We start from the raw sequence: 22,525 nt of genomic DNA, 5'->3' as shown, positions 1-22,525 counted from the left end.
GCTGGCCCGAACCCTGAACTTCAAGTTTTTACACCAGGAGATATCAATGAGCGTACTCGTAGGCAAACAAGCCCCTGACTTCACCGTCCCGGCCGTACTCGGCAATGGCGAGATCGTTGACAGCTTCACCCTGTCCTCGGCCATCAAAGGCAAATACGGCCTGGTGTTCTTCTACCCGCTGGACTTCACCTTCGTCTGCCCGTCCGAGCTGATCGCTCTGGACAACCGCATGGCCGACTTCAAGGCACGCAACGTAGAAGTGATCGCCGTGTCGATCGACTCGCACTTCACCCACAACGCCTGGCGCAACACCCCGGTCAACAATGGCGGCATCGGTCAGGTGAAATACACCATGGCTGCCGACATGAAGCACGACATCGCCAAGGCCTACGACGTTGAGTCCGAAGGCGGCGTGGCTTTCCGTGGCGCGTTCCTGATCGACGACAAAGGCGTTGTCCGCTCGCAGATCGTCAACGACCTGCCGCTGGGCCGTAACATGGAAGAGCTGATCCGTCTGGTCGACGCTCTGCAATTCCACGAAGAGCACGGCGAAGTCTGCCCTGCCAACTGGAAAAAAGGCGACAAAGGCATGAACGCTTCGCCAGAAGGCGTCGCGGCTTACCTGACCGAGAACGCTGCTGCCCTGTAAGGCGCATCGTCGAGGTACAAAAAAACCGGCCCACGTGGCCGGTTTTTTCATGCTCGGAAAAAATCGACGAGGATCAGTCGTCGAAGTCTTCCCAGCCGCCCATCTGTTTCCAGCGGTTGACGATGCCGCAGAACAGCTCGGCCGTCTTCTCGGTGTCGTAACGCGCCGAATGCGCTTCACGGCCGTCGAAGTCGATGTCGGCTGCCTGACAGGCCTTGGCCAATACGGTTTGGCCGTAAGCCAGACCGGCGAGGGTCGCGGTATCGAAGCTGGAGAACGGGTGGAACGGATTGCGCTTCATGTCCAGCCGTGCGACGGCGGCGTTGAGGAAGCCCAGGTCGAAGCTGCTGTTGTGGCCGACCAGAATCGCCCGTTTGCAGCCGTTGGCTTTCAAGGCCTTGCGCACGCCACGGAAGATGTCGGTCAGCGCCGTTTCTTCGCTGACGGCCATGCGCAACGGGTGATCGAGCTTGATCCCGGTGAACTCCAGCGCCGCGGCTTCAACGTTGGCGCCTTCGAACGGCTCGACGCGGAAGAAGTAGGTGTGATCCGGGTAGACGAAACCCTTTTCATCCATGGCGATGGTGGTCGCGGCAATTTCCAGCAGAGCGTCGGTGGCCGAGTTGAAGCCACCGGTTTCTACGTCGACGACAACCGGCAGGTAGCCGCGAAAGCGTGCTGCCATTGGATGGCGCGAACCGCCGCCACCTTGACCGTCCAGTTCGTCGTCGAAATGGTCTTCACTCACGCGTGTTCCTCCAGCAGGCGCCAGCGCAGTTTTTCACCGGCGCGCAGCGGGATAACGGTCAGCTCGCCGAACGGCAGGCTGGTCGGGGCGGTCCATTCTTCACGAACCAGGGTGATGCGATCGGTGTTCGCCGGCAGGCCGTAGAAACGCGGGCCGTTGAGGCTGGAGAAGGCTTCGAGCTTGTCCAGCGCATTGCGCTGTTCAAAGGCTTCGGCATACAGCTCGATGGCGGCGTACGCGGTGTAGCAGCCGGCGCAGCCGCAGGCGGCTTCCTTGGCGTGCTGGGCGTGCGGCGCCGAGTCGGTACCGAGGAAGAACTTCGCGCTGCCGCTGGTGGCGGCGTCGAGCAGGGCTTCCTGGTGCGTGTTGCGCTTGAGGATCGGCAGGCAATAGAAGTGCGGCCGGATCCCGCCCACCAGCATGTGGTTGCGGTTGTAGAGCAGGTGATGCGCGGTGATGGTCGCGCCGACGTTGGCCGAAGCCTCGTTGACGAACTGCACGGCATCGCCGGTGGTGATGTGTTCGAACACCACTTTCAGCGTCGGGAAACGCTCGACCACGCGACGCATGTGCTCGTCGATGAAGATTTTTTCGCGGTCGAACACGTCGACGTCGCCACGGGTGACTTCACCGTGGATCAACAGCGGCATGCCGACTTCGGCCATGGCTTCCAGCGCCGGGAAAATCTTGTCGATGCTGGTGACCCCGGAATCGGAGTTGGTGGTGGCGCCGGCCGGGTACAGCTTGGCGGCGTGCACGAAACCGCTGGCCTTGGCTTCACGGATTTCTTCGGGCTGGGTGCGGTCGGTGAGGTACAGCACCATCAGCGGTTCGAAACGACTGCCGGCCGGGCGGGCAGCGAGAATCCGCTGGCGATAGCCGTCGGCTTCAGCGGCGTTGCGCACCGGAGGTACCAGGTTGGGCATGATGATGGCGCGACCAAAGGTGCGCGCGACATCCGCAACGGTATTGGTCAACACGGCACCATCGCGAAGATGAATGTGCCAGTCGTCGGGACGCAGCAGGGTCAGGCGGTCGGACATGAGGGGATTCCAGGCGGGTCAAACTGAGGCGAATGCTACCGGAAAAGACTCTTGCAGGCACTCGCTATCAAGTTTTGCGACGAGCGTCCGATATCCCATAGGTATGCCGTAAAGATGTATGTCTCGGTCTTTTTTGTTGTAGAAGCCAATGGAGCCTCCCGTGCGCCAGCGATATTTAGCCTTGCTCAGTGTGTTTGCCAGCCTTCCCGCGATGGCACTGACCTACCAGACCCGTCTGGAGAACATTGAGTGGACGGTCGAGGGCGACAAGTTCGAGTGCCGCCTGACGCAGCCGATCACCGACTTCGGCTCGGGGCAATTCGTGCGCAAGGCCGGCGAGCAGGCGACCTTCCGCCTGAACGCCTATAACGCCATGCTCGGCGGCGGTTCGGCGACCCTGCTGGCAGCGGCTGCGCCGTGGCAGCCGGGACGTGGCGATATCAATCTGGGCACAGTTCGACTGGGCAGCGGCAACGTGCTGTTCAACAGTTCCCAATCCCAGGCCGGGCAACTGATCAGCGGGCTGATGGACGGTCGCAGCCCGGTGGTACGCCGGGCATCTGGCGATGGACGGGTGTCGGAAGTGCGCCTGTTGCCGGTCAAGTTCAGCAAGGCGTTCAACGACTATCAGACCTGCGTGGCGAAACTGCTCCCGCAGAATTTCGATCAGGTCAAACAATCGCAGATCGGCTTCCCCGGCGAAGGCATCGAACTGGACGCCGCCGCCAAGGCCAAGCTGCAAGTGATGCTCGAGTACATGAAGGCCGATCCGACGGTCAATCACATCGAACTCGACGGCCACTCGGACAACAGCGGCAATCGCCTGACCAATCGCGAACTGTCGCGCCGCCGCGCGCTGGCCGTGGTCGACTTCTTCAAGGCCAACGGCATCCAGGAATCGCAGATCACCGTGCGCTTCCATGGCGAGCGTTACCCATTGGTGCCGAACACCAATGCCGCCAACCGGGCCAAGAATCGCCGGGTCAACGTGCACCTGGCACGGGTGGCAGCAACGGCAGCTCCGGCACCGACGGCCAGCGCCCCGGCCAATGCTGCGGCGACTTCCTGACCCGTCGGTCATCGTCGCCCTCTCGACAGATTCTGTCGCTTTGTCGTCTTAAGCTGTCGCGCCTCTGTAAATTATCGCGTTTGGGCGGTAGACTCCTCGGCTTTCCGTAGAACCCCGTGGAGTGATGGCATGGCGGACGTAAACAAGGTCGTTCTGGCGTATTCCGGCGGCCTGGACACTTCGGTGATCCTCAAGTGGCTGCAGGATACTTATAACTGTGAAGTCGTGACCTTCACCGCTGACCTGGGTCAGGGCGAAGAGGTCGAGCCGGCTCGCGCCAAGGCGCAGGCCATGGGCGTCAAAGAAATCTACATCGACGACCTGCGCGAAGAATTCGTGCGTGACTTCGTGTTCCCGATGTTCCGCGCCAACACCGTTTACGAAGGCGAGTACCTGCTGGGTACTTCCATCGCACGTCCGCTGATCGCCAAGCGTTTGATCGAAATCGCCAACGAAACCGGCGCCGACGCCATTTCCCACGGCGCAACCGGCAAGGGCAACGATCAGGTGCGTTTCGAACTGGGTGCCTACGCACTCAAGCCAGGCGTGAAAGTGATCGCCCCTTGGCGCGAGTGGGACCTGCTGTCCCGCGAGAAACTGATGGACTACGCCGAGAAGCACGCGATCCCGATCGAGCGTCACGGCAAGAAGAAATCCCCGTACTCGATGGACGCCAACCTGCTGCACATCTCCTATGAAGGCGGCGTGCTGGAAGACACCTGGACCGAGCACGAAGAAGACATGTGGCGCTGGACCGTCTCTCCGGAGAAGGCTCCTGACACCCCGCAATACCTGGAACTGACCTACCGCAATGGCGACATCGTTGCGCTGGACGGCGTTGAAATGACCCCGGCCACCGTGCTGGCGACGCTGAACAAGATCGGTGGCGAACACGGCATCGGCCGTCTGGACATCGTCGAGAACCGCTACGTCGGCATGAAGTCCCGTGGCTGCTACGAAACCCCGGGTGGCACCATCATGCTGCGCGCTCACCGCGCCATCGAATCGATCACCCTGGACCGCGAAGTCGCTCACCTCAAAGACGAGTTGATGCCGAAGTACGCCAGCCTGATCTACACCGGCTACTGGTGGAGCCCTGAGCGTCTGATGCTGCAACAGATGATCGACGCCTCCCAGGTCAACGTGAACGGCGTTGTGCGCCTGAAGCTGTACAAGGGCAACGTGATCGTGACCGGCCGCAAGTCCGACGATTCGCTGTTCGACGCCAACATCGCGACTTTCGAAGAAGATGGCGGCGCCTACAACCAGGCCGACGCGGCGGGCTTCATCAAGCTCAACGCGCTGCGCATGCGCATTGCTGCCAACAAGGGCCGCAAGCTGTTCTGAGACCTTCGGGCCTGATGTGAAAAAACGGCCTTGTCGTAGTGACAAGGCCGTTTTTTTTGGGATGCCCTTTCTTTGATTTGATCGATATCGGTCAACGTTACTGTCCTCATCGGCTGTACATCGTGCATTGCATGGATGTCTTGCTCCGCGTTTTATCCCCTTTCAAATCTTTCCCAATACAGATGTGGTCAACGAGTTCGTGTCGTAAACAATACAGAACGTTGTTCCTTGGCTTCTCTTTGTTTGTTTGGCCAGGGTTTCGATATGGTCTCTAAGTAAAACATCTGACGCAGCGTCGGCTACAAACAGGAATAATCTCAGCGAATGCTTGTTTGGATGTGGGAATTTTTCCAATAGCACCTCTATTTCCGAACTCGTGTGTATCTGTCGAATGTCAATGATGTATACCCTGTCCAACGGTCTGGGTAGTTTGACAGCGTGTAACTCGACGTTCGGTTGGGTGGGAGAAACCTCGGTTGGAAGAGTAATTTCCTCTTCGAAAGCCTTGAGGAAGTTCTTGTCATTGTCGAAGTCGGATGGAGCATACAGAGAGCGATAGTTGAAGTTTAGCGTGATGAAAAAAAGAAATAACAGGTAGAACGGAAAACTGATCAGAAACCAGACGTAGAGCTCCCGCTCATTATTATTAAGGAATGGCAATGACACGGCGGCGGAGGTCTCCGATATGAAAGCGAAGATGGCAATGACGGTGATGGGGTTGGGAATCTTCCTGTTGATTTTTAGCATGGTCTTTACTCATTAATGGTCTTTCTCGTCGTCTTGGTTGAATTGAGTGGTCGTGTTCAAGTTGTCGGGTAAACAGGACTGTCGGTGATTGGTGTTTATATTAAATTTCGGGGGTGCGATATATGTAAGTTGTTTCAGTTGTTTTTAATGTCTGGTTGTTGATCTTTTTTTTTTGGAGTTTTTTCAGCCTGTCGTGAAGGCTCTGAAGGAGGGCGTGGCAGACGCCGAACTTCCTGATGTGAATTCATGATTTTTTGTAAGTGAGTCTTTTCTGTAGGAATAATCTTTATTGCCTGTAGGAGGCGTCTCTCGGTGCTGGTGTAGAAGAACTTATCCATGCCATGGATGAAATGACTACGTTATTGTGCCGGTTCTAAAAATTCGAACAGCGAAACTGGACTTGCCCATGAATAAAGTGCTGATCGTGGATGATCACCCCGTCATTCGTCTTGCGGTACGTATGCTGATGGAACGTCATGGCTACGAAGTCATTGCAGAAACCGATAATGGAGTGGATGCGTTACAACTTGCTCGCGACCAGATGCCCGATATCGTCATTCTGGATATCGGCATACCGAAACTGGATGGCCTGGAAGTCATTGCCCGTCTTACGACGAGTGCGATGCCGTTGAAAGTACTTGTGCTCACATCCCAGTCGCCAGGGCATTTTTCCATGCGCTGCATGCAGTCGGGGGCGGCGGGGTATGTTTGCAAGCAGCAGGATCTGACGGAATTGTTGAGTGCCATCAAGGCGGTGCTGTCCGGTTACAGCTATTTTCCGAATCAGGCGTTGCACACCGTGCGGACCAGCCTTGGCAGTGCCAGCGAGGCGGATATGGTCGATCGCCTGTCCGGGCGCGAAATGATGGTGTTGCAGCAGTTGGCGCGCGGCAAGACCAACAAGGAAATTGCCGATGGCATGTTTCTCAGCAACAAGACCGTGAGTACCTACAAGACCCGGTTGTTGTTGAAACTCAACGCCCGTTCCCTGGTGGATCTGATCGAACTGGCACAGCGAAACGGTCTTGTTTGATGGTGTCCGTCGCTGGTGGGGGATGGGGGAGTCGGAATCAGCTGGCGGCAGAAAGTGGAAAGCCTCCGTTTCGGGAGGCTTTCAATTATCAGAGATCAAAATCGTAATCAGCCAGTTGCTTCTGCAATCGACGCTCCTCAAGCAGGTTGTCGATGGTTCGGCGTTTGCTCAGGTTGGTCTTGGCGACTTCAACCACAGGTTCGGCATCATCGGCCTCCGTGGCAATAAAGTCGTCATCTGCTTCCAATTGCTCTTTGCTGGTGCTCATAAGGTCAACTCCAGGCTAAGACTGCCTTTGGCGCTCCTTATATCGATATTCCAGCAGATGGTAAAAAAGATTTTTTCAATCGATAAATCAATAAAACCAATAGCCGCTCAATCGTCAGAAGTTTTGTGCTTGTAATCGCATAAATCTTCGATCCGACAGCTGCCGCAACGGGGTTTACGCGCCAGACACACGTAGCGTCCGTGAAGAATGAGCCAGTGGTGCGAGTCGAGCAGGTATTCTTTTGGCACAAACTTCATCAGCTTCTTTTCGACTTCGACCACATTTTTACCCGGTGCAATGCCGGTGCGGTTGCTGACCCGGAAGATGTGGGTGTCCACCGCCATGGTCAACTGGCGGAACGCGGTGTTGAGCACGACGTTGGCTGTCTTGCGGCCCACGCCGGGCAAGGCCTCCAGTTCTTCGCGCGTCTGCGGCACTTCACCGTTGTGCAACTCGACCAGCAGGCGGCAGGTCTCGATCACGTTTTTGGCCTTGCTGTTATAGAGGCCGATGGTCTTGATGTACTCGGACAACCCTTCGACGCCCAAGGCGTGAATGGCCGCTGGCGTGTTCGCCACCGGGAACAGCTTCGCCGTCGCCTTGTTCACCCCGACGTCCGTGGATTGCGCGGACAGAATCACCGCGATCAACAGTTCGAAAGGCGAGGAGTAGGCCAGTTCGGTCTTGGGCTCGGGGTTGTCCTCGTGAAGCCTGCGGAAGATCTCCAGACGTTTTGCGGCATTCATGGGTGATGCGTTTCCTCGGGTAGGTCGCAGGGGCGAGTCCAGGCCTGACGGGCGGCCAGTAACAGTCCAAGCAATATGAAGGCGCCGGGCGCCAGCGTCGCGAAATGCAGGCCATCGCCGAACAGAATCAAACCTTGCCAATGTTCCGACAGCTGATGGCCGATGCTGCCCTGACCGATCAGCTCACGCAACACTGCGAGCACAATCATCAGCACGGCAAACAGACCGCACAGTTTCAGTCGATTACGAACGGGCTGGCGAAAAAATCCATTGTGCTCCAGCGCGACACACTGCAAGCCAATCAGCCCTGCATAAAAACTGATCAGTTGATGCCACTGCAGCGCACTGCGTTGCAGAACAATATCGGCGCAGCCCGCCAGGGTCGCGGCCAGTACCAGGCTGATCGGCAACAGGCTTTCGCTGCTCAGGCGCGAGCGTAGCGGTGTCATGCACAAACCGTAAACGCCCACGACAACCGCAAACATCAACAGAGTCGCCAGCGCGCCCGCCACAGAGTCGGTGGCGCCGATCAACAGCACCAGCATCATTGAGGTCGACAAAGTCGCTGACGTATTCATGGCGCGCTCCCGAGCAGGGTCGTCCGATGTTCATCGAAATAACGCAGGGCATCGTGGATGGCATTGATCGCCGCACGAGACGTAATGGTTGCGCCAGCGATCTGATCGAATTGCCCCTGATCCTTCTTCAAGGCCCACCCGGCGTCCGTCGGTTGGTTGCTCGATTTTCCGCGAAAGGTCTGAAGCCAGCCATTTGGCCAGTCGCCGATATGCCCACCCAGCGAAGGCGTTTCGTTTTGTTCGAGGGTTTTCACACCGAGCAATCGACCGTTGGCGTCGATGGCAATCAGCAACTCGATATTGCCGGCATAACCTTGGGTCTGGCTGCGCAACAGCACCGCCACAGGTTGGCCGCTTTTGCTCGCCCGATAACCACCCAGCAACAGACTGTGGCTCAAGTTGATGTCGGTCAGCGTCAGAGGTTGTTCAAGCGGCTGATTGTCGTAAGCGTCGACCGGCAGCACGTCCAGCAACTTGCGACTTTCAAGCAGACGCTGTTCGGCGGCGATCTGCGGCGCATTGCTGCGTTGCACCAGCCACGTCACGCCGATGCCCAGCGCGGTAATCAACGCCAGTGTGATCAGGCTGCTCGTGCGGTTCATGGCGCCACCTGCGCCTGACGGGCCACGGCGAAGCGCTCCAGCGCCGGCACGCACAGGTTCATCAACAGCACCGCAAACGCCACGCCGTCGGGGTAACCGCCCCAGGAGCGAATCACGTAAGTCAGCAAGCCCACGCCGATGCCGAACAGCAGACGGGCGAGCGGACTTTTTGCCCCCGATACCGGTTCAGTGACGATGAAAAATGCCCCCAGCATCGTCGCGCCGCTCAGCAGGTGAAACAGTGGCGAGCCGTGGGAGTCCGACCCCGAACCGTTCCAGCACAACAGGCTGATCACGAACAGGCTGGCGAGCATGCCGACCGGCGCATGCCAGCCAAACACCCGACGCTGCAACAGAAACAACCCACCGGCGAGGAACGCCAGGTTCACCCATTCAACACCGTGCCCGCCAAAGCGCCCGAATGCCGGATTGCCGGCAAACAGTTCGTCCATGGTCAGGCTTTTATTGATGCGCAGACTGTCCAGCGCAGTGGCCTGAACCCAGGCGTCCGGATGTGCGCCCAGGTTGAACACCTGGCCAAAAGCCGCCGTCAGATCCATGCCATGGGCCGGCCAATGAGTCATCGGCTGAGGAAACATCACCATCGCCAAGGCGAAGCCGAGCATGGCCGGATTGAACGGGTTTCGGCCCACGCCACCGTAGAGATGTTTGCCCAGCAGCAGGCCCGAGGCGATCGCCGTGACAGTCAGCCACCACGGGCAATAAGGCGGCAGGGCAATTGCCAGCAGCGTGGCGCTGACCACCGCACTGCCATCGGTCAAGGTGGCCTGCAGCGGTTGTCGGCGCAGATGTGTCACAGCGGCTTCAACGCCCAAAGCCGTGACGACGGACAGGATCAGGTTGATCAACACGCCCCAACCGTAAAACCAGAACAACGCCAGTAATCCCGGCAATGTCGCCAGCAAAACCAGCTTCATTGCCTGTTGCAGGCGCTCGTCTCTGGTCTCAATGGATGACATGGGCTTGTACCTGCCGCTCTGCTTCTTGCAGGCGGGCGCGGGCCTTTTCGAGGATGTCGGCAGGCGTGCCGTCGCGCCGTTGCAGCTTGTTCAGATCGGCGCGCGCGTAGGCCAGTTCGGTTTTCAGCTGGCGCAGCCGGTCGTCGATCGGACGTTTCTCCACGCGCACAAGCTCGGGCGCCGGTTGAACGCTGGCGGCTTCGGCGTTGTGCAGCGCCTGTTCTGCGTCACGCAGCGCTTGCTCCCGCGCGGCGATCTCGGCTGGCGGGGCCTCTGCGGTTTGCGCCTTTTTCAGCTCGGCGCGGCGCATTGCCAACTGGATTTTCGCCCGTTTCAGATCGGCGTCTTTTGCCGGGGCGGCCACGACCGGCGCAGGTGCCGCGCTGCTTTCCAGCTTCGCCAGTGCCTGTTCGGCCGCCTCGAATTGCTGCTGCAGGACGATCAGTTGCGATTGCTGATCGAAGGTCGGCGGATGACCGAACGCCTTGAGCGACTTGTTCAACTGCGCGCGACTCATGGCCACGTCGATCTTGGCTTTTTTCAGCGCAGCATCGGCGGTCGCGGCTTTTTGCGCGCGCACCCGTTCCAGCGCCGCCTGCACCGGATCGAGCGTGGTGGCGGCGACTTCGACCTGTGCCGCACGCTGCGCCCGGGCTTCGCGTTCGGTCTGCTTCAGCTGTTCTTCGCGTTGCAGGCGAGCATTGCGCCGTTCAAAGCGTTGGCGGGCGTGATCACGTTTGGCCGCGCGGGCCTGTTGTTCTTCAAGGTTGGCGGCCAGACCACCCACCACCGGCAGCGTGCCCAAAGGTAGCGGATGCATTTCGATGCAATCGACCGGGCAGGGCGCCACGCACAGATCGCAACCGGTGCATTCGTCGATGATGACGGTGTGCATCAGCTTCGCTGCGCCGACAATGGCGTCGATCGGGCACGCCTGAATGCACTTGGTGCAGCCGATGCATTCGGCTTCGCGGATGAACGCTACTTGCGGCGGCGCCGAACCACGGCTGATGTCCAGTTCCAGCACCGGGATTTTCAACAGTTCGGCCAGCGCCGCGATGGTTTCGTCGCCACCCGGCGGGCACTTGTTGATCGGCTCGCCGTCGGCGATGCCTTCAGCGTAGGGTTTGCATCCGGGATGGCCGCACTTGCCGCATTGGGTCTGCGGCAGCAAGGCATCGATGCGTTGAATCAGACTCATGTTTTGATCAGTCCACTGAATCCGAGAAAAGCCACGGCCATCAGTCCGGCGCCGATCAACAGGATCGGCAGGCCACGAAAGGGCAGGGGAATATCGTTGTCGGCCGTGCGCTCACGCAAATCGCTGAACAGGCTCAACACCAGCCAGAAACCCAGACCGGCGCCAAGGCTCAGCGCAATCGCATGAAACAGGCCTTTGTCCGTTTGCGCGTTGATCAGCGTCAGCCCCAGCACACCGGCATTGCCCAGCAGCAGCGGCCACAAGCCATCGAATGGCAGCGTCGGGCGCCAATGTGCCAACAGCTTCAGCAACGGCGTGATCAGCAGGACGCTCAACGGCAGAAACACAAACAGGCGCAGGAATTCCAGTTGCAACGGCACCAGCAGCCAATGCCAGATCGCGTAACCCGCCACACCGACAATCAGCATCAGACACAACGTTGCCAGCCCCAGCGCATGCACCTGACGGCGTTCGCCCGCCAACAGCGGATCGACGCCCAGCGGCCAGTGCAACACGAAGTTGTTGATCAGCGCAGCACTGAAGAGCGTAAGCACGAGTTCGGTCATGGTTCTGCCGGCAGGAACGGGCGTGTGTCACTTAAGGTTAGGCATTATCCGGCAGCCGTGGAGGGCGGGCCAGATATGAAAAATCCCACAGGCGCACGGGGTACGCCTGTGGGATCGGTCAGTGCAGAACCTTACTTGATGCGCTGACCCGGCTTGGCGCCGCTGTCCGGGCTCAGCAGGTAGATTTCTTCACCGCCAGGGCCGGCCGCCATCACCATGCCTTCGGAGATGCCGAACTTCATTTTCCGTGGCTTGAGGTTGGCGATCATCATGGTCAGGCGACCGTCGAGCTTGGACGGGTCCGGATAAGCGCTCTTGATCCCGGAGAACACGTTGCGTTGTTCGTCACCGATATCGAGGGTCAGACGCAGCAGCTTGTCCGCGCCTTCAACGTGTTCGGCCTTGACGATCAGCGCCACGCGCAGGTCGACGGCGGCGAAGGTGTCGAAGTCGATTTCCGGCGACAGCGGATCCTTGGCCAGTTCGCCATTGCCGGCAGGCGCGGCGGCGCCGGTGTCGGTCTGGCTGGCGGTCAGGTCTTCTTTCGAGGCGTCGGTCATGGCTTGCACTTTTACCGGGTCGATGCGGGTCATCAACGGTTTGAATTCGTTCAACTGGTGGTTGGCCAGCAGGGTGGTGTGGTCGTTCCAGGTCAGCGGGGCGACGTTGAGGAACGCCTCGGCATCGGCGGCCAGCAGCGGCAGCACCGGCTTGAGGAAGATCACCAGCTGGCGGAACAGGTTGATCGCCGTGGCGCAAACCGCCTGGACTTCATCCTGCTTGCCTTCCTGCTTGTTCAGCGACCACGGTGCCTTGTCGGCGATCCAGGCGTTGGCGCGGTCGGCCAACGCCATGGTTTCGCGCATGGCACGGGCAAAGTCGCGGGCTTCATAGGCGTCGGCGATGCTCGGTGCCGCAGCCAGGAATGCTTCGGTCAGTTCCGGTGCGGCGTTGGTGTCCACCAGCAGGCCGGCGTTGCCCTTCTGGATGAAACCGGCGCAACGGCTGGCGATGTTGACCACTTTGCCGACCAGGTCGGAGTTGACCTTCTGCACGAAGTCTTCGAGGTTCAGGTCGAGGTCGTCGACGCCACGGCCCAGTTTGGCCGCGTAGTAGTAGCGCAGGTATTCCGGCGACAGGTGATCCAGGTAGGTACGGGCCTTGATGAACGTGCCGCGAGACTTGGACATCTTCTGACCGTTGACAGTCAGGTAGCCGTGCACGTTGATCCCGGTCGGCTTGCGGAAACCCGCGCCTTCGAGCATCGCCGGCCAGAACAGGGCGTGGAAGTTCACGATGTCCTTGCCGATGAAGTGATACAGCTCGGCGGTGGAGTCCTTGCCCCAGAACGCGTCGAAGTCCAGCTCCGGCGTGCGGTTGCAGAGGTTCTTGAAGCTGGCCATGTAGCCGATCGGCGCGTCCAGCCACACGTAGAAATATTTGCCTGGCTCGCCCGGGATCTCGAAGCCGAAGTACGGCGCATCGCGGGAGATGTCCCACTGTTGCAGGCCGGCGTCCAGCCATTCGGCGATCTTGTTGGCCACGGCGTCCTGCAGGGTGCCGCTGCGGGTCCAGGCCTGCAGCATTTCCTGGAAGTCCGGCAGCTTGAAGAAGAAGTGCTGGGAATCCTTGAGCACCGGGGTGGCGCCGGAGATTGCCGACTTCGGATCCTTCAGGTCGGTCGGCGCGTAGGTCGCACCGCATTTTTCGCAGTTGTCGCCGTACTGGTCTTCGGTGCCGCATTTCGGGCAGGTGCCCTTGATGAAGCGGTCGGCCAGGAACATTTTCTTTTCCGGGTCGAAATACTGGGTGATCGAACGTTGGGCGATGTGCCCGGCGTCACGCAGCTTCAGGTAGATCTGGCTCGACAGCTCACGGTTTTCTTCGGCGTGAGTGGAGTGGAAGTTGTCGAAGTCCACCAGGAACTCGGCAAAGTCGGCGCTGTGTTCAGCCTGGACGTTGGCGATCAGTTGTTCCGGGGTGATGCCTTCCTTTTCCGCGCGCAGCATGATCGCCGAACCGTGGGCGTCGTCGGCGCAGACATAAATGCACTGATTGCCACGATGCTTCTGGAAGCGCACCCACATATCGGTCTGGATGTATTCCAGCATATGGCCAAGGTGGATCGAACCGTTGGCGTAGGGCAGGGCGCTGGTGACGAGAATCTTGCGTGGTTCGGACATGTGGGGCTTCGCTACTTGATGAAACGGAGGTCGGCCACTATAAAGCGCCGGGAAAGATATTTCACCTCTGCAAATCGTTGCCGGACATGCCGTCCGGAGGACAGAAGGGGTAGGATACCCGCCATCTTTTCCCAGTCTTGTTATCGGAGTTGCCCATGAGCGCCGTCACTCGCGCAGCGGTGGAAGCCGTCCTCAGCCAATACACCGACCCTTACCTGAACCAGGATCCGGTCAGCGCCGGTTGCGTGCGCAACATCGAAATCACCGGTGATCGCGTCAGCGTGCAGCTGGAAATCGGCTATGCCGCCGGTCTGTTCAAGAGCGGCTGGGCGCAATTGCTGCAACTGGCCATCGAAAACCTCGACGGCGTGGTGTCGGCCAAGGTTGAAGTCAACAGCGTGATCGCCGCGCACAAGGCCCAGGCGCAGATTCCGGGGCTGGCCAACGTCAAGAACGTGGTTGCCGTGGCGTCGGGCAAGGGCGGCGTGGGTAAATCCACCACCGCCGCCAACCTGGCGCTGGCACTGGCCCGTGAAGGCGCGAAAGTCGGGATCCTCGACGCCGATATCTATGGCCCAAGCCAGGGCATCATGTTCGGCATTCCCGAGGGCACCCGTCCGCAGGTCAAGGATCAGAAGTGGTTCGTGCCGCTTCAGGCCCATGGCGTGGAAGTGATGTCGATGGCGTTCCTGACCGACGACAACACGCCGATGGTCTGGCGCGGGCCGATGGTCTCCGGCGCGCTGCTGCAACTGGTCACGCAAACCGCTTGGGGCGACCTGGATTATCTGGTGATCGACATGCCGCCAGGCACCGGCGACATTCAGCTGACCCTTGCGCAGAAAGTCCCGGTGGCCGGTGCTGTGATTGTCACGACACCGCAGGATCTGGCGCTGCTCGACGCGCGTAAAGGCGTGGAAATGTTCCGCAAGGTCAACATTCCTGTGCTGGGCGTGGTGGAAAACATGGCCGTGCACATCTGCTCGAACTGCGGACACGCCGAGCATCTGTTCGGTGAGGGCGGTGGCGAGAAGCTGGCGACCCAGTTCGGCGTCGAGCTGCTGGCTTCGTTGCCGCTGTCGATGCTGATCCGCGAACAGGCCGATGGCGGCAAGCCGACGGTGATTTCCGAGCCGGACAGCCAGATCGCCATGGTTTATCAGGAATTGGCCCGCCACGTCGGCGCGCGGATCGTGTTGCAGGAAGCGGCGTCGCCGGCGATGCCGAACATCACCATCAGCGACGATTGATGCCTGTGGTTTAAACAAAAACGCCCCGGTGCCTGTGCACCGGGGCGTTTTTCATTGCGTGACAGACGTCAGATGCGCAACCCGCCGTCCATCTCCAGAATCCGGCCGGTGTAGTAGTCGTTCTCGAAGATGTAGGCCGCCGAATGGGCGATTTCTTCCGGCTTGCCCATGCGCTTGAGCGGAATGCCCGAGGTCATTTTCTCCAGCGCTTCGGGTTTCATGCCCAGGGTCATCTCGGTTTCGATGAAGCCCGGTGCAATGCCGGCCACGCGAATGCCGTAGCGCGCCAGTTCCTTGGCCCAGGTCACGGTCGCTGCAGCGACGCCGGCCTTGGCGGCGGAGTAGTTGGTCTGGCCGACGTTGCCCGCGCGGGAAATCGACGAGATGTTGATGATCGCGCCGCTGTTCTTCAGCTCGACCATTTTCGCCGCCACTTCACGGGTGCAAAGGAATACGCCGGTCAGGTTGACGTCGATCACCGCCTGCCATTGGGCCAGGCTCATCTTGGTCATCTCGCCGTCCTTGACCTTGAGCAACAGGCCGTCGCGCAGGATCCCGGCGTTGTTGATCAGGCCGTGGATCGCGCCGAAGTCTTCGGCGACCTGGGCAACCATGTGCGTCACTTGCTCTTCGTTGGCGACGTTGCACAGGTAGCTGCGGGCCTCGACACCCTTGGCCTTGCAGGCCGCGACGGCGTCATCGAGTTTTTCCTGGTTCAGGTCGACCAGCGCCAGCTTCGCGCCCTTGCCTGCGAAATACTCGGCCATCGAACGGCCCAAGCCTTGGCAACCGCCAGTGATAATGATTACTTTGTCGTTGAGTTGCATTCGCATGCCCCCGAGAGCAGGTCAGAGTGGTCCTTATAGGTAGCCTCTCGATCTGCACCGGCCAGGGGCCTGTTGCACATGAGAACTGCCCGATGGCGTGTGGAACAAACCCCATGCGCCCGTCCGTTTTTTCGACGGATTCTATTTAAGGAGTCATAAATTGAGCGTTGAAGCGGCTAAGAATGCCCGAGAATTGCTTCTCAAGGAATACCGTGGCGTGCTGTCGACCCACTCCAAATCGATGCCCGGTTTTCCATTCGGCTCCGTGGTTCCCTACTGCCTGGACGAGCAAGGCCGGCCGCTGATCCTGATCAGCCGCATCGCCCAGCACACCCACAACCTGCAGAAAGATCCGAAATGTTCGCTGCTGGTGGGGGAGCGCGAGGCCGACGATGTGCAAGCCGTTGGTCGCCTGACCTATCTGGCCGAAGCGGAAAAACTCGAAGACGCTGCCGCCATCGAAGCCGCCGCCGAGCGTTACTACCGTTATTTCCCCGATTCGCAGAATTACCACAAGGCTCACGATTTCGATTTCTGGGTGCTCAAGCCGGTGCGCCATCGCTACATCGGCGGCTTCGGCGCGATCCACTGGGTCGATCACCTGACCCTGGCCAACCCGTTCGCCGGCAAGGCCGAAATCAGCATGGTCGAGCACATGAACAGCGACCACGCCAAGGCCATCGCCCATTACGTCGACTTGGCAGGTCTGCCGAAAACCGTACCGGCGCAACTGGCCGGGATCGACACCGAAGGCATGCACCTGCGCATCGGCCAGGCGCTGTACTGGCTGCCGTTTCAAGCGCCTTGTCATACGCCGATACAAGTGCGCGAGGCCTTGGTTTCTCTGGCTCACGCCGAGGTCTGGCCAAAAAATGCGGTGGCCGACGCTTGAATTCACGAAAGGGCGACGTCATCTAAGGCTTACTGCAAGGCATTTCTTGCGTTGAGGAAACTTTGATGCGCCCTTTTTTGTTGCTCTTTCTGCTGTTCCCGGTGTTGGAGCTGTTCGTATTCGTCAAAGTGGCAGGATCGATCGGATTTTTCCCGGCCCTGCTGCTGATCATTCTCGGCTCGATGTTCGGCGTGTTCGTGCTGCGCGTCGCCGGGCTGGCCACCGCACTGCGTGCCCGTGAAAGCCTGAACCGCGGCGAACTGCCTGCGCAAACCATGCTCGAAGGCCTGATGCTGGCCCTGGCCGGTGGCCTGTTGATCCTGCCGGGCTTCATCAGCGACGTGGTCGGTCTGGTGCTGCTGTTGCCGTTCAGTCGTCGACTGGTCGCCAACAAGATGCGCCAGCGCGCTGAAGAACAGGCCATGCGCCAGCGAGCGTTCGCCGATGACCTGCAACCTCGCGGCGGTCCTGCACCGCGCCAGCCTCTGGGCCGGGAAGGCGATGTGATCGAAGGCGAATTCGAACATCGCGACACCAAGTAACATCTGCATCGACACGGCACCTTCGGGTGCCGTGTTCGTTTGTGGGGCTAATTCATGCAGCTTGCGTGAAAATTTTTTAGCCCCCGCCCTTGTAATAAGCTTATGCGCCCTTATGTATCGGTCACCGAAAGGTTTCCGACATTTTGAGTCGGACAGACTTCCGCGGTTCGCTCGACGAGCCGCAACCGGCGCAGGCCGGATTCGTTAAACCCGCCGGGACTACACCGGCCGATGAAAACCACAATTAGGAGAGATCGACAATGAAGCTTCGTCCTCTGCATGACCGCGTCGTTATCCGTCGCAGCGAAGAAGAAAAGAAAACCGCTGGCGGTATCGTCCTGCCAGGTTCGGCTGCTGAAAAAGCCAACCACGGTGTGATTGTCGCTGCAGGCCCAGGCAAGACTCTGGAAAACGGTGAAGTGCGTGCGCTGGCCGTTAAAGTCGGCGACAAGGTTGTGTTCGGTCCTTACTCCGGCAGCAACACTGTGAAAGTCGACGGCGAAGACCTGCTGGTAATGGCTGAGAACGAGATTCTCGCTGTACTGGAAGGCTGATTTCCCGCTCATTTTCCCGCTACTACAAAGTATTTAAGGAATATCGATCATGGCTGCTAAAGAAGTTAAATTCGGCGATTCCGCCCGCAAGAAAATGCTGGTTGGCGTAAACGTCCTGGCTGACGCGGTAAAAGCGACCCTGGGCCCGAAAGGCCGTAACGTGATCCTCGAGAAGAGCTTCGGCGCTCCGACCATCACCAAGGACGGCGTTTCCGTCGCCAAGGAAATCGAACTCGAAGACCGTTTCGAAAACATGGGCGCGCAGCTGGTCAAAGACGTTGCCTCCCGTGCCAACGATGACGCTGGTGACGGTACTACCACCGCTACCGTTCTGGCTCAGTCGATCGTCAACGAAGGCCTGAAGGCCGTCGCTGCCGGCATGAACCCGATGGACCTGAAGCGCGGTATCGACAAAGCGACCATCGCGATCGTCAAAGAACTGAAAGCCCTGTCCAAGCCATGCGCTGACACCAAGGCTATCGCTCAGGTAGGCACCATCTCCGCCAACTCCGACAACTCCATCGGCGACATCATTGCCGAAGCCATGGAAAAAGTCGGCAAAGAAGGCGTGATCACCGTTGAAGAAGGCTCGGGCCTGGAAAACGAACTGTCGGTTGTAGAAGGCATGCAGTTCGACCGTGGCTATCTGTCCCCGTACTTCGTCAACAAGCCGGACACCATGGTTGCCGAGCTGGAAGGCGCGCTGATCCTGCTGGTCGACAAAAAGATCTCGAACATCCGCGAAATGCTGCCAGTGCTGGAAGCCGTTGCCAAAGCCGGCCGTCCACTGCTGATCGTTGCCGAAGACGTTGAAGGCGAAGCCCTGGCGACTCTGGTCGTGAACAACATGCGTGGCATCGTTAAAGTCGCAGCCGTCAAGGCTCCAGGCTTCGGCGACCGTCGCAAGGCCATGCTGCAGGACATCGCCGTTCTGACCGGCGGTACCGTTATCTCCGAAGAGATCGGCCTGAGCCTGGAAAGCACCACCCTGGAACACCTGGGTAGCGCCAAGCGCGTGACCCTGTCCAAGGAAAACACCATCATCGTTGACGGTGCTGGCGTTCAAGGCGACATCGAAGCCCGTATCGCTCAGATCCGTGCCCAGGTTGCCGAGACTTCCTCGGACTACGACCGTGAAAAACTGCAAGAGCGTCTGGCCAAGCTGTCCGGCGGCGTTGCAGTGATCAAGGTTGGCGCCGGTTCCGAAGTTGAAATGAAAGAGAAGAAAGCCCGCGTTGAAGACGCCCTGCACGCAACCCGCGCAGCCGTTGAAGAAGGCGTGGTACCTGGCGGTGGCGTTGCGCTGATCCGCGCTCTGGAAGCCCTGACCGAACTGAAAGGCGACAACGCTGACCAGAACGTCGGTATCGCTGTACTGCGTCGCGCTGTTGAAGCGCCGCTGCGCCAGATCGTTGCCAACTCCGGCGACGAGCCAAGCGTGGTTGTCGACAAGGTCAAGAACGGCGAAGGCAGCTTCGGCTACAACGCTGCTACCGGCGAATACGGCGACATGATCGAAATGGGCATCCTGGACCCAACCAAGGTAACCCGTTCGGCTCTGCAAGCTGCAGCCTCCATCGGCGGTCTGATCCTGACCACCGAAGCAGCTGTTGCTGACGCACCGAAGAAAGAAGGTGCAGCTGGCGGCGGTATGCCAGACATGGGCGGCATGGGTGGCATGGGCGGCATGATGTAAGCCAGCCTTACCCCTGTAACGAAAAACCCCGTCTGCGTGAGCAGACGGGGTTTTTTATTGCCCGCGCTTCAGAGATCAGGCGTTGACCGGACGGGCCTGCGTGTTTGCTTCAGCCTTGGCTGCCGGGCGATACAAAACCCAGTAGTACGAGCCCAGACAGATCAGCCAGCAGAAGATCGCTGTCCACACGTTGTGGGAGAAGAAGTGCGCGCCCTGCATCATCCGGCTGATCGAGAACACCGACCCCAGTGCGAAGGCAAAGATGAACGCCTGACGGGCCAGCCGTGGGCGGCGATCACGCAGCACGAAGAACAGCGCAAACAAGGTGAAACCGGTGGCCGCATGACCACCCGGCCAGCAACGACCGGGCTTGTCGGTCGGCGGGCGATGATCCAGCAGTTTGCTGTACGTTTCGTGACCGCCAAACTGTTCGAGGCTCCATGGGCATTGTACCGCTGTCACCGCTTTCACCGGCGTGACAAACGAGGTGGCCAGACCCAGCGATAGCACCAGGCAACCCAGCTCACGCTTGAACGGTTTGAGCCGCTCGATGAAAAACGCGCCGATGAACCCGAGGATGGCAAACACCGAAAAGGCGATCACCACTTGCTTGGCGCGGTCGTGGAGGATGTTTTCCAGGAAGTAACTGTGGCGGCCGATGAAGTCGCCGGCAGCCGGATCATAGAAGAGTCGGGCCAGATCCATGTCCAGATCGGTCAGCTCCAACAGAACCAGAATAACGGCCGCCACGGCGGGAATCCCCAGGCACAACCAGAAATTCAGCGGGCGAGGGGCAGGGCGTACAACGCTTGATGACATGACATATCCAGAGCGGGAAACGCCCCGGGGCATCAGCCCGGGGCGCTTCGATTAACGTTCGCTGATTTGCTCGGCACCCTCCTTGGGCGCCTTCCAGCCAAGCAGCTGTTGCTTGAAGCCATAACTGGCGGTTTGGTAATAGGTGATGGCGCGACTGATCAGCGGGTCGTCGCTGTCGGCCCGGGACTCGCGGCTTTCGGTCAGCGCATCGTCATGCCGGCGCAGGCCCTGGCGCGGGCTGAGGATCGCCAGATCCTTGCCATCGAACAGTCCCAGATGTTGATAGTTGCCGACCACGACCCGCGGTGGCAGCGGGTTGTCCTGCAGCAGGTTGCGACCGAAGAACGTCGATTGGTAATCCAGGTTCAGCAACCCCAGCAGGGTAGGCGCGAGATCGATCTGGCTGGCCAGTTGCGCGTTTTCCCGTGGCTCGATCAGCTTCGGCGCATAGATGAACAGCGGGATCTGATAGTTGCTGATCGGCAGGTCTTCCTTGCCCGCGCTGCCGGCGGTGTGGTCGGCGACGAAGATGAAGATCGTGTTGTCGAACCACGGTTTCTGCCGCGCCTGGTCCAGGAACTGGCCGATGGCGTAGTCGGTGTATTTCACCGCGCCATCGCGACCGTTGCCGGACTTGATGTCGATCCGGTTGTCCGGATAGGTATAAGGGCGGTGGTTGGACGTGGTCATCAGTTGCAACAGGAAAGGCTGCTGCCTGGCGTAATCGGCATCGGCCAGTTTCAGGGTCTGCTTGTACAGATCCTCATCAGCCATGCCCCAGGCATTCTTGAAGTGAATTTCCGATTCATCGACGCTGCTCTGATCGACGACGCGGTAGCCGTTGCCGCTGAAGAACGCGTTCATGTTGTCGAAATAACCGCGTCCGCCGTAGACGAACACGCTGTCGTAGCCGACGGCGCTGAGTTGCTGGCCGAGGCTGGCGAAGCCACTTTCGCGGCCGATGCGCTTGACGATCGAACGGCCCGGCGTCGGCGGAATGGCCAGCGTGATGGCTTCCAGGCCCCGGTCGGTGCGGGTGCCGGTGGAGTAGAAGTTGTTGAAGTACAGACTCTGCTTGCGCAAGGCATCCAGATTCGGTGTCAGGTTGCGCTCATCGCCATTGCTGCCCAGGTACTTGGCACTGAGGCTTTCGATGGTCACCAGCACGATGTTCGGTTTGCGCACAGTGCCCGGGTTGTCGATCACCCGGCGGATGTCCTGTGGATCCTGGCCGATGAAGCGCGCGTTGGGTTCGCTCAATTCAGCACGAATCTGGCCGGCGACTTTTTCCGGCGACAGACTGCTGTAGAACTGGCCATAGTCCAGTTCGTTGTTACGGAACGCGGCGAAGAACTGATACGGGCCATTGCTCGCCAGTTCATTTTGATAGGCATTGCCGCCCTGAGCGCGCGGCGCGTCCTGACTGAGCAGTTGCAGACTCAGTCCCGCGACGACCAACAGACCGAGGGCATTGAGCAGACGACCGCGCAATGGCGGCAGCGGGGCGTCCAGCGCCGCGTTGAAAGGTTTGCGCAACGCGAAACTCAGCGCCACCGCGAGCAGCGCAAGAATGCTCAGCAACGTGCCGATCGGGTAAGACTCCAGCACGTTGTTCAAGACTTCATCGGAATACACCAGATAGTCGACGGCGATGAAGTTGAAGCGCACACCGAACTCGTCCCAGAACAGCCATTCGGCCACGGAGGTGAACAGCATGGCGAACAGACTGACCGTCAGCAGTCCCTGAAGGAACCAGCGATGACCGCGTCGGCGCCACAGGGCCGGCGGACACAACAGCAAATACAGGCCCATCGGCAGCGCGGCATAGGCGAGAAAGCCCAGGTCATACAGCAAGCCGATGCCGAACATGGAAAATGCCACGCCGCCGGCCTCATCCAGATGAGTCAGCAACAGTACGGTTCGGGTCAGGAGAAACACCACCAGCCAGGCGCCGGTGACCAGCAGCAGAAAGCGCACAGGCGCCGTCTTGAAGGAGTCCATTGTCTACATTCCTTATATCTAATGGCGCGAGAGTCTCGCCTTGTCACTGTAGTCAGGTTGTGAACCGATAGTGAAAAACTTGTTAAGGAATGAATTTGGTTGAAAGACTCGATTTGTGGGGCTTGCCGCCCTAGCCCTGAGTCGGCGATGGTCGTAAGCTGCGCGGGCCAAGACGGCCGCTACC

23 protein-coding genes are annotated in these 22,525 nt (G+C 59.4%); 9 read left to right on the top strand and 14 right to left on the bottom strand.

Translation table 11 applies throughout. The features are described from left to right. Positions 1-46: 46 nt before the first annotated feature. Positions 47-649, top strand: a complete 603-nt coding sequence (locus M5G18_RS04835) for a peroxiredoxin (RefSeq protein ID WP_007953195.1) — start codon at positions 47-49, stop codon at positions 647-649. Between the two features lie 73 nt (positions 650-722). On the opposite strand, the gene rnt is transcribed toward M5G18_RS04835, so the two are convergent. After that, positions 723-1,397: a ribonuclease T gene (rnt, locus tag M5G18_RS04830; RefSeq protein ID WP_007953196.1), complete on the bottom strand. Its 675-nt coding sequence runs from the start codon at positions 1,395-1,397 to the stop codon at positions 723-725. After that, a complete protein-coding gene (gene pyrC, locus M5G18_RS04825; protein WP_273899183.1) occupies positions 1,394-2,440 on the bottom strand; it encodes a dihydroorotase in 1,047 nt (348 codons plus the stop codon). Before pyrC ends, rnt begins: the two co-directional genes overlap by 4 nt. 160 nt (positions 2,441-2,600) lie before the next feature. Between pyrC and M5G18_RS04820 the strand changes: the two genes are divergently transcribed. Both M5G18_RS04820 and M5G18_RS04815 read left to right on the top strand, forming a co-directional pair. Next, positions 2,601-3,509 carry a flagellar protein MotY gene (locus M5G18_RS04820; RefSeq protein WP_273899185.1) on the top strand — a complete coding sequence of 303 codons (909 nt, stop codon included), beginning with the start codon at positions 2,601-2,603 and terminating at the stop codon, positions 3,507-3,509. Between the two features lie 129 nt (positions 3,510-3,638). Continuing rightward, positions 3,639-4,856: an argininosuccinate synthase gene (locus tag M5G18_RS04815; protein ID WP_007953201.1), complete on the top strand. Its 1,218-nt coding sequence runs from the start codon at positions 3,639-3,641 to the stop codon at positions 4,854-4,856. A gap of 162 nt (positions 4,857-5,018) precedes the next feature. Here M5G18_RS04815 and M5G18_RS04810 read toward each other — a convergent pair whose 3' ends face one another. Further along, entirely contained in the window at positions 5,019-5,603 is a 585-nt protein-coding gene (locus tag M5G18_RS04810) for a hypothetical protein (RefSeq protein ID WP_273899188.1), read from the bottom strand. A 406-nt stretch (positions 5,604-6,009) separates the two neighbouring features. Here M5G18_RS04810 and M5G18_RS04805 point away from each other — a divergent pair, with 406 nt between their 5' ends. After that, positions 6,010-6,636 carry a response regulator transcription factor gene (locus M5G18_RS04805; RefSeq protein ID WP_273899190.1) on the top strand — a complete coding sequence of 209 codons (627 nt, stop codon included), beginning with the start codon at positions 6,010-6,012 and terminating at the stop codon, positions 6,634-6,636. 88 nt (positions 6,637-6,724) lie between these two features. On the opposite strand, the gene M5G18_RS04800 is transcribed toward M5G18_RS04805, so the two are convergent. From M5G18_RS04800 to metG, 8 genes are all read right to left on the bottom strand, one after another. Further along, positions 6,725-6,904 (bottom strand): PA3496 family putative envelope integrity protein, encoded by a 180-nt coding sequence (locus M5G18_RS04800; RefSeq protein WP_007953204.1) that lies wholly within the window; start codon positions 6,902-6,904, stop codon positions 6,725-6,727. 107 nt (positions 6,905-7,011) lie between these two features. Beyond that, positions 7,012-7,650, bottom strand: coding sequence for an endonuclease III (gene nth, locus M5G18_RS04795; protein WP_007953205.1), 639 nt, complete (start codon positions 7,648-7,650; stop codon positions 7,012-7,014). Further along, a complete protein-coding gene (locus M5G18_RS04790; RefSeq protein ID WP_273899192.1) occupies positions 7,647-8,228 on the bottom strand; it encodes an Rnf-Nqr domain containing protein in 582 nt (193 codons plus the stop codon). Before M5G18_RS04790 ends, nth begins: the two co-directional genes overlap by 4 nt. Further along, positions 8,225-8,830: an RnfABCDGE type electron transport complex subunit G gene (locus M5G18_RS04785; RefSeq protein WP_273899193.1), complete on the bottom strand. Its 606-nt coding sequence runs from the start codon at positions 8,828-8,830 to the stop codon at positions 8,225-8,227. The genes M5G18_RS04790 and M5G18_RS04785 overlap by 4 nt, the downstream gene beginning before the upstream one ends. Next, complete coding sequence (locus M5G18_RS04780; protein ID WP_273899195.1) at positions 8,827-9,810, bottom strand: RnfABCDGE type electron transport complex subunit D; 984 nt, start codon at positions 9,808-9,810, stop codon at positions 8,827-8,829. Before M5G18_RS04780 ends, M5G18_RS04785 begins: the two co-directional genes overlap by 4 nt. Continuing rightward, positions 9,797-11,011, bottom strand: coding sequence for an electron transport complex subunit RsxB (gene rsxB, locus M5G18_RS04775; protein ID WP_273899196.1), 1,215 nt, complete (start codon positions 11,009-11,011; stop codon positions 9,797-9,799). The genes M5G18_RS04780 and rsxB overlap by 14 nt, the downstream gene beginning before the upstream one ends. Beyond that, positions 11,008-11,577, bottom strand: coding sequence for an electron transport complex protein RnfA (locus tag M5G18_RS04770; RefSeq protein WP_273899197.1), 570 nt, complete (start codon positions 11,575-11,577; stop codon positions 11,008-11,010). Before M5G18_RS04770 ends, rsxB begins: the two co-directional genes overlap by 4 nt. Positions 11,578-11,708: 131 nt before the next feature. Continuing rightward, positions 11,709-13,760, bottom strand: coding sequence for a methionine--tRNA ligase (gene metG / locus M5G18_RS04765; protein ID WP_085606738.1), 2,052 nt, complete (start codon positions 13,758-13,760; stop codon positions 11,709-11,711). A gap of 155 nt (positions 13,761-13,915) precedes the next feature. Here metG and apbC point away from each other — a divergent pair, with 155 nt between their 5' ends. Next, entirely contained in the window at positions 13,916-15,010 is a 1,095-nt protein-coding gene (gene apbC / locus M5G18_RS04760) for an iron-sulfur cluster carrier protein ApbC (protein WP_096818437.1), read from the top strand. A 68-nt stretch (positions 15,011-15,078) separates the two neighbouring features. Here the strand turns inward: apbC and M5G18_RS04755 are convergent, their stop codons facing one another. Beyond that, positions 15,079-15,837: an SDR family oxidoreductase gene (locus M5G18_RS04755; protein WP_011335726.1), complete on the bottom strand. Its 759-nt coding sequence runs from the start codon at positions 15,835-15,837 to the stop codon at positions 15,079-15,081. 160 nt (positions 15,838-15,997) lie between these two features. On the opposite strand from M5G18_RS04755, the gene M5G18_RS04750 reads away from it, so the two are divergent. The 4 genes from M5G18_RS04750 (at position 15,998) to groL (ending at position 19,521) form a co-directional block, all read left to right on the top strand. Then, entirely contained in the window at positions 15,998-16,729 is a 732-nt protein-coding gene (locus M5G18_RS04750) for a HugZ family pyridoxamine 5'-phosphate oxidase (RefSeq protein WP_221533552.1), read from the top strand. Positions 16,730-16,794: 65 nt separating this feature from the next. Beyond that, complete coding sequence (locus M5G18_RS04745) at positions 16,795-17,271, top strand: FxsA family protein (protein ID WP_007953217.1); 477 nt, start codon at positions 16,795-16,797, stop codon at positions 17,269-17,271. Between the two features lie 260 nt (positions 17,272-17,531). After that, entirely contained in the window at positions 17,532-17,825 is a 294-nt protein-coding gene (locus M5G18_RS04740; RefSeq protein ID WP_003227685.1) for a co-chaperone GroES, read from the top strand. A gap of 49 nt (positions 17,826-17,874) precedes the next feature. Continuing rightward, on the top strand, positions 17,875-19,521 hold the full coding sequence (gene groL / locus M5G18_RS04735) for a chaperonin GroEL (RefSeq protein ID WP_007953220.1): 1,647 nt from the start codon (positions 17,875-17,877) through the stop codon (positions 19,519-19,521). Positions 19,522-19,596: 75 nt separating this feature from the next. Here groL and M5G18_RS04730 read toward each other — a convergent pair whose 3' ends face one another. Both M5G18_RS04730 and M5G18_RS04725 read right to left on the bottom strand, forming a co-directional pair. Beyond that, positions 19,597-20,340 carry a phosphatase PAP2 family protein gene (locus tag M5G18_RS04730; RefSeq protein ID WP_273899206.1) on the bottom strand — a complete coding sequence of 248 codons (744 nt, stop codon included), beginning with the start codon at positions 20,338-20,340 and terminating at the stop codon, positions 19,597-19,599. A 51-nt stretch (positions 20,341-20,391) separates the two neighbouring features. Beyond that, positions 20,392-22,341: an LTA synthase family protein gene (locus M5G18_RS04725; protein WP_273899208.1), complete on the bottom strand. Its 1,950-nt coding sequence runs from the start codon at positions 22,339-22,341 to the stop codon at positions 20,392-20,394. Positions 22,342-22,525 lie beyond the last annotated feature (184 nt).

Origin of the sequence: Pseudomonas aphyarum (assembly GCF_028657055.1) — a bacterium.
Lineage (GTDB): Bacteria > Pseudomonadota > Gammaproteobacteria > Pseudomonadales > Pseudomonadaceae > Aquipseudomonas > Aquipseudomonas aphyarum.
Note: the sequence above shows the minus strand (reverse complement) of the source record. Positions and strands in the feature narration are given on the sequence as shown.

Excerpts from the sequence above, each read along its gene's own strand:
- nth (WP_007953205.1), bottom strand. The coding sequence starts at position 7,650 with ATGAATGCCGCAAAACGTCTGGAGATCTTCCGCAGGCTTCACGAGGAC.
- metG (WP_085606738.1), bottom strand. The coding sequence starts at position 13,760 with ATGTCCGAACCACGCAAGATTCTCGTCACCAGCGCCCTGCCCTACGCC.
- M5G18_RS04730 (WP_273899206.1), bottom strand. The coding sequence starts at position 20,340 with ATGTCATCAAGCGTTGTACGCCCTGCCCCTCGCCCGCTGAATTTCTGG.
- M5G18_RS04745 (WP_007953217.1), top strand. The coding sequence starts at position 16,795 with ATGCGCCCTTTTTTGTTGCTCTTTCTGCTGTTCCCGGTGTTGGAGCTG.
- M5G18_RS04755 (WP_011335726.1), bottom strand. The coding sequence starts at position 15,837 with ATGCAACTCAACGACAAAGTAATCATTATCACTGGCGGTTGCCAAGGC.
- M5G18_RS04835 (WP_007953195.1), top strand. The coding sequence starts at position 47 with ATGAGCGTACTCGTAGGCAAACAAGCCCCTGACTTCACCGTCCCGGCC.
- M5G18_RS04800 (WP_007953204.1), bottom strand. The coding sequence starts at position 6,904 with ATGAGCACCAGCAAAGAGCAATTGGAAGCAGATGACGACTTTATTGCC.
- rsxB (WP_273899196.1), bottom strand. The coding sequence starts at position 11,011 with ATGAGTCTGATTCAACGCATCGATGCCTTGCTGCCGCAGACCCAATGC.
- M5G18_RS04810 (WP_273899188.1), bottom strand. The coding sequence starts at position 5,603 with ATGCTAAAAATCAACAGGAAGATTCCCAACCCCATCACCGTCATTGCC.
- M5G18_RS04790 (WP_273899192.1), bottom strand. The coding sequence starts at position 8,228 with ATGAATACGTCAGCGACTTTGTCGACCTCAATGATGCTGGTGCTGTTG.
- M5G18_RS04815 (WP_007953201.1), top strand. The coding sequence starts at position 3,639 with ATGGCGGACGTAAACAAGGTCGTTCTGGCGTATTCCGGCGGCCTGGAC.
- M5G18_RS04740 (WP_003227685.1), top strand. The coding sequence starts at position 17,532 with ATGAAGCTTCGTCCTCTGCATGACCGCGTCGTTATCCGTCGCAGCGAA.
- M5G18_RS04785 (WP_273899193.1), bottom strand. The coding sequence starts at position 8,830 with ATGAACCGCACGAGCAGCCTGATCACACTGGCGTTGATTACCGCGCTG.
- pyrC (WP_273899183.1), bottom strand. The coding sequence starts at position 2,440 with ATGTCCGACCGCCTGACCCTGCTGCGTCCCGACGACTGGCACATTCAT.
- M5G18_RS04770 (WP_273899197.1), bottom strand. The coding sequence starts at position 11,577 with ATGACCGAACTCGTGCTTACGCTCTTCAGTGCTGCGCTGATCAACAAC.
- apbC (WP_096818437.1), top strand. The coding sequence starts at position 13,916 with ATGAGCGCCGTCACTCGCGCAGCGGTGGAAGCCGTCCTCAGCCAATAC.
- M5G18_RS04725 (WP_273899208.1), bottom strand. The coding sequence starts at position 22,341 with ATGGACTCCTTCAAGACGGCGCCTGTGCGCTTTCTGCTGCTGGTCACC.
- M5G18_RS04780 (WP_273899195.1), bottom strand. The coding sequence starts at position 9,810 with ATGTCATCCATTGAGACCAGAGACGAGCGCCTGCAACAGGCAATGAAG.
- groL (WP_007953220.1), top strand. The coding sequence starts at position 17,875 with ATGGCTGCTAAAGAAGTTAAATTCGGCGATTCCGCCCGCAAGAAAATG.
- M5G18_RS04805 (WP_273899190.1), top strand. The coding sequence starts at position 6,010 with ATGAATAAAGTGCTGATCGTGGATGATCACCCCGTCATTCGTCTTGCG.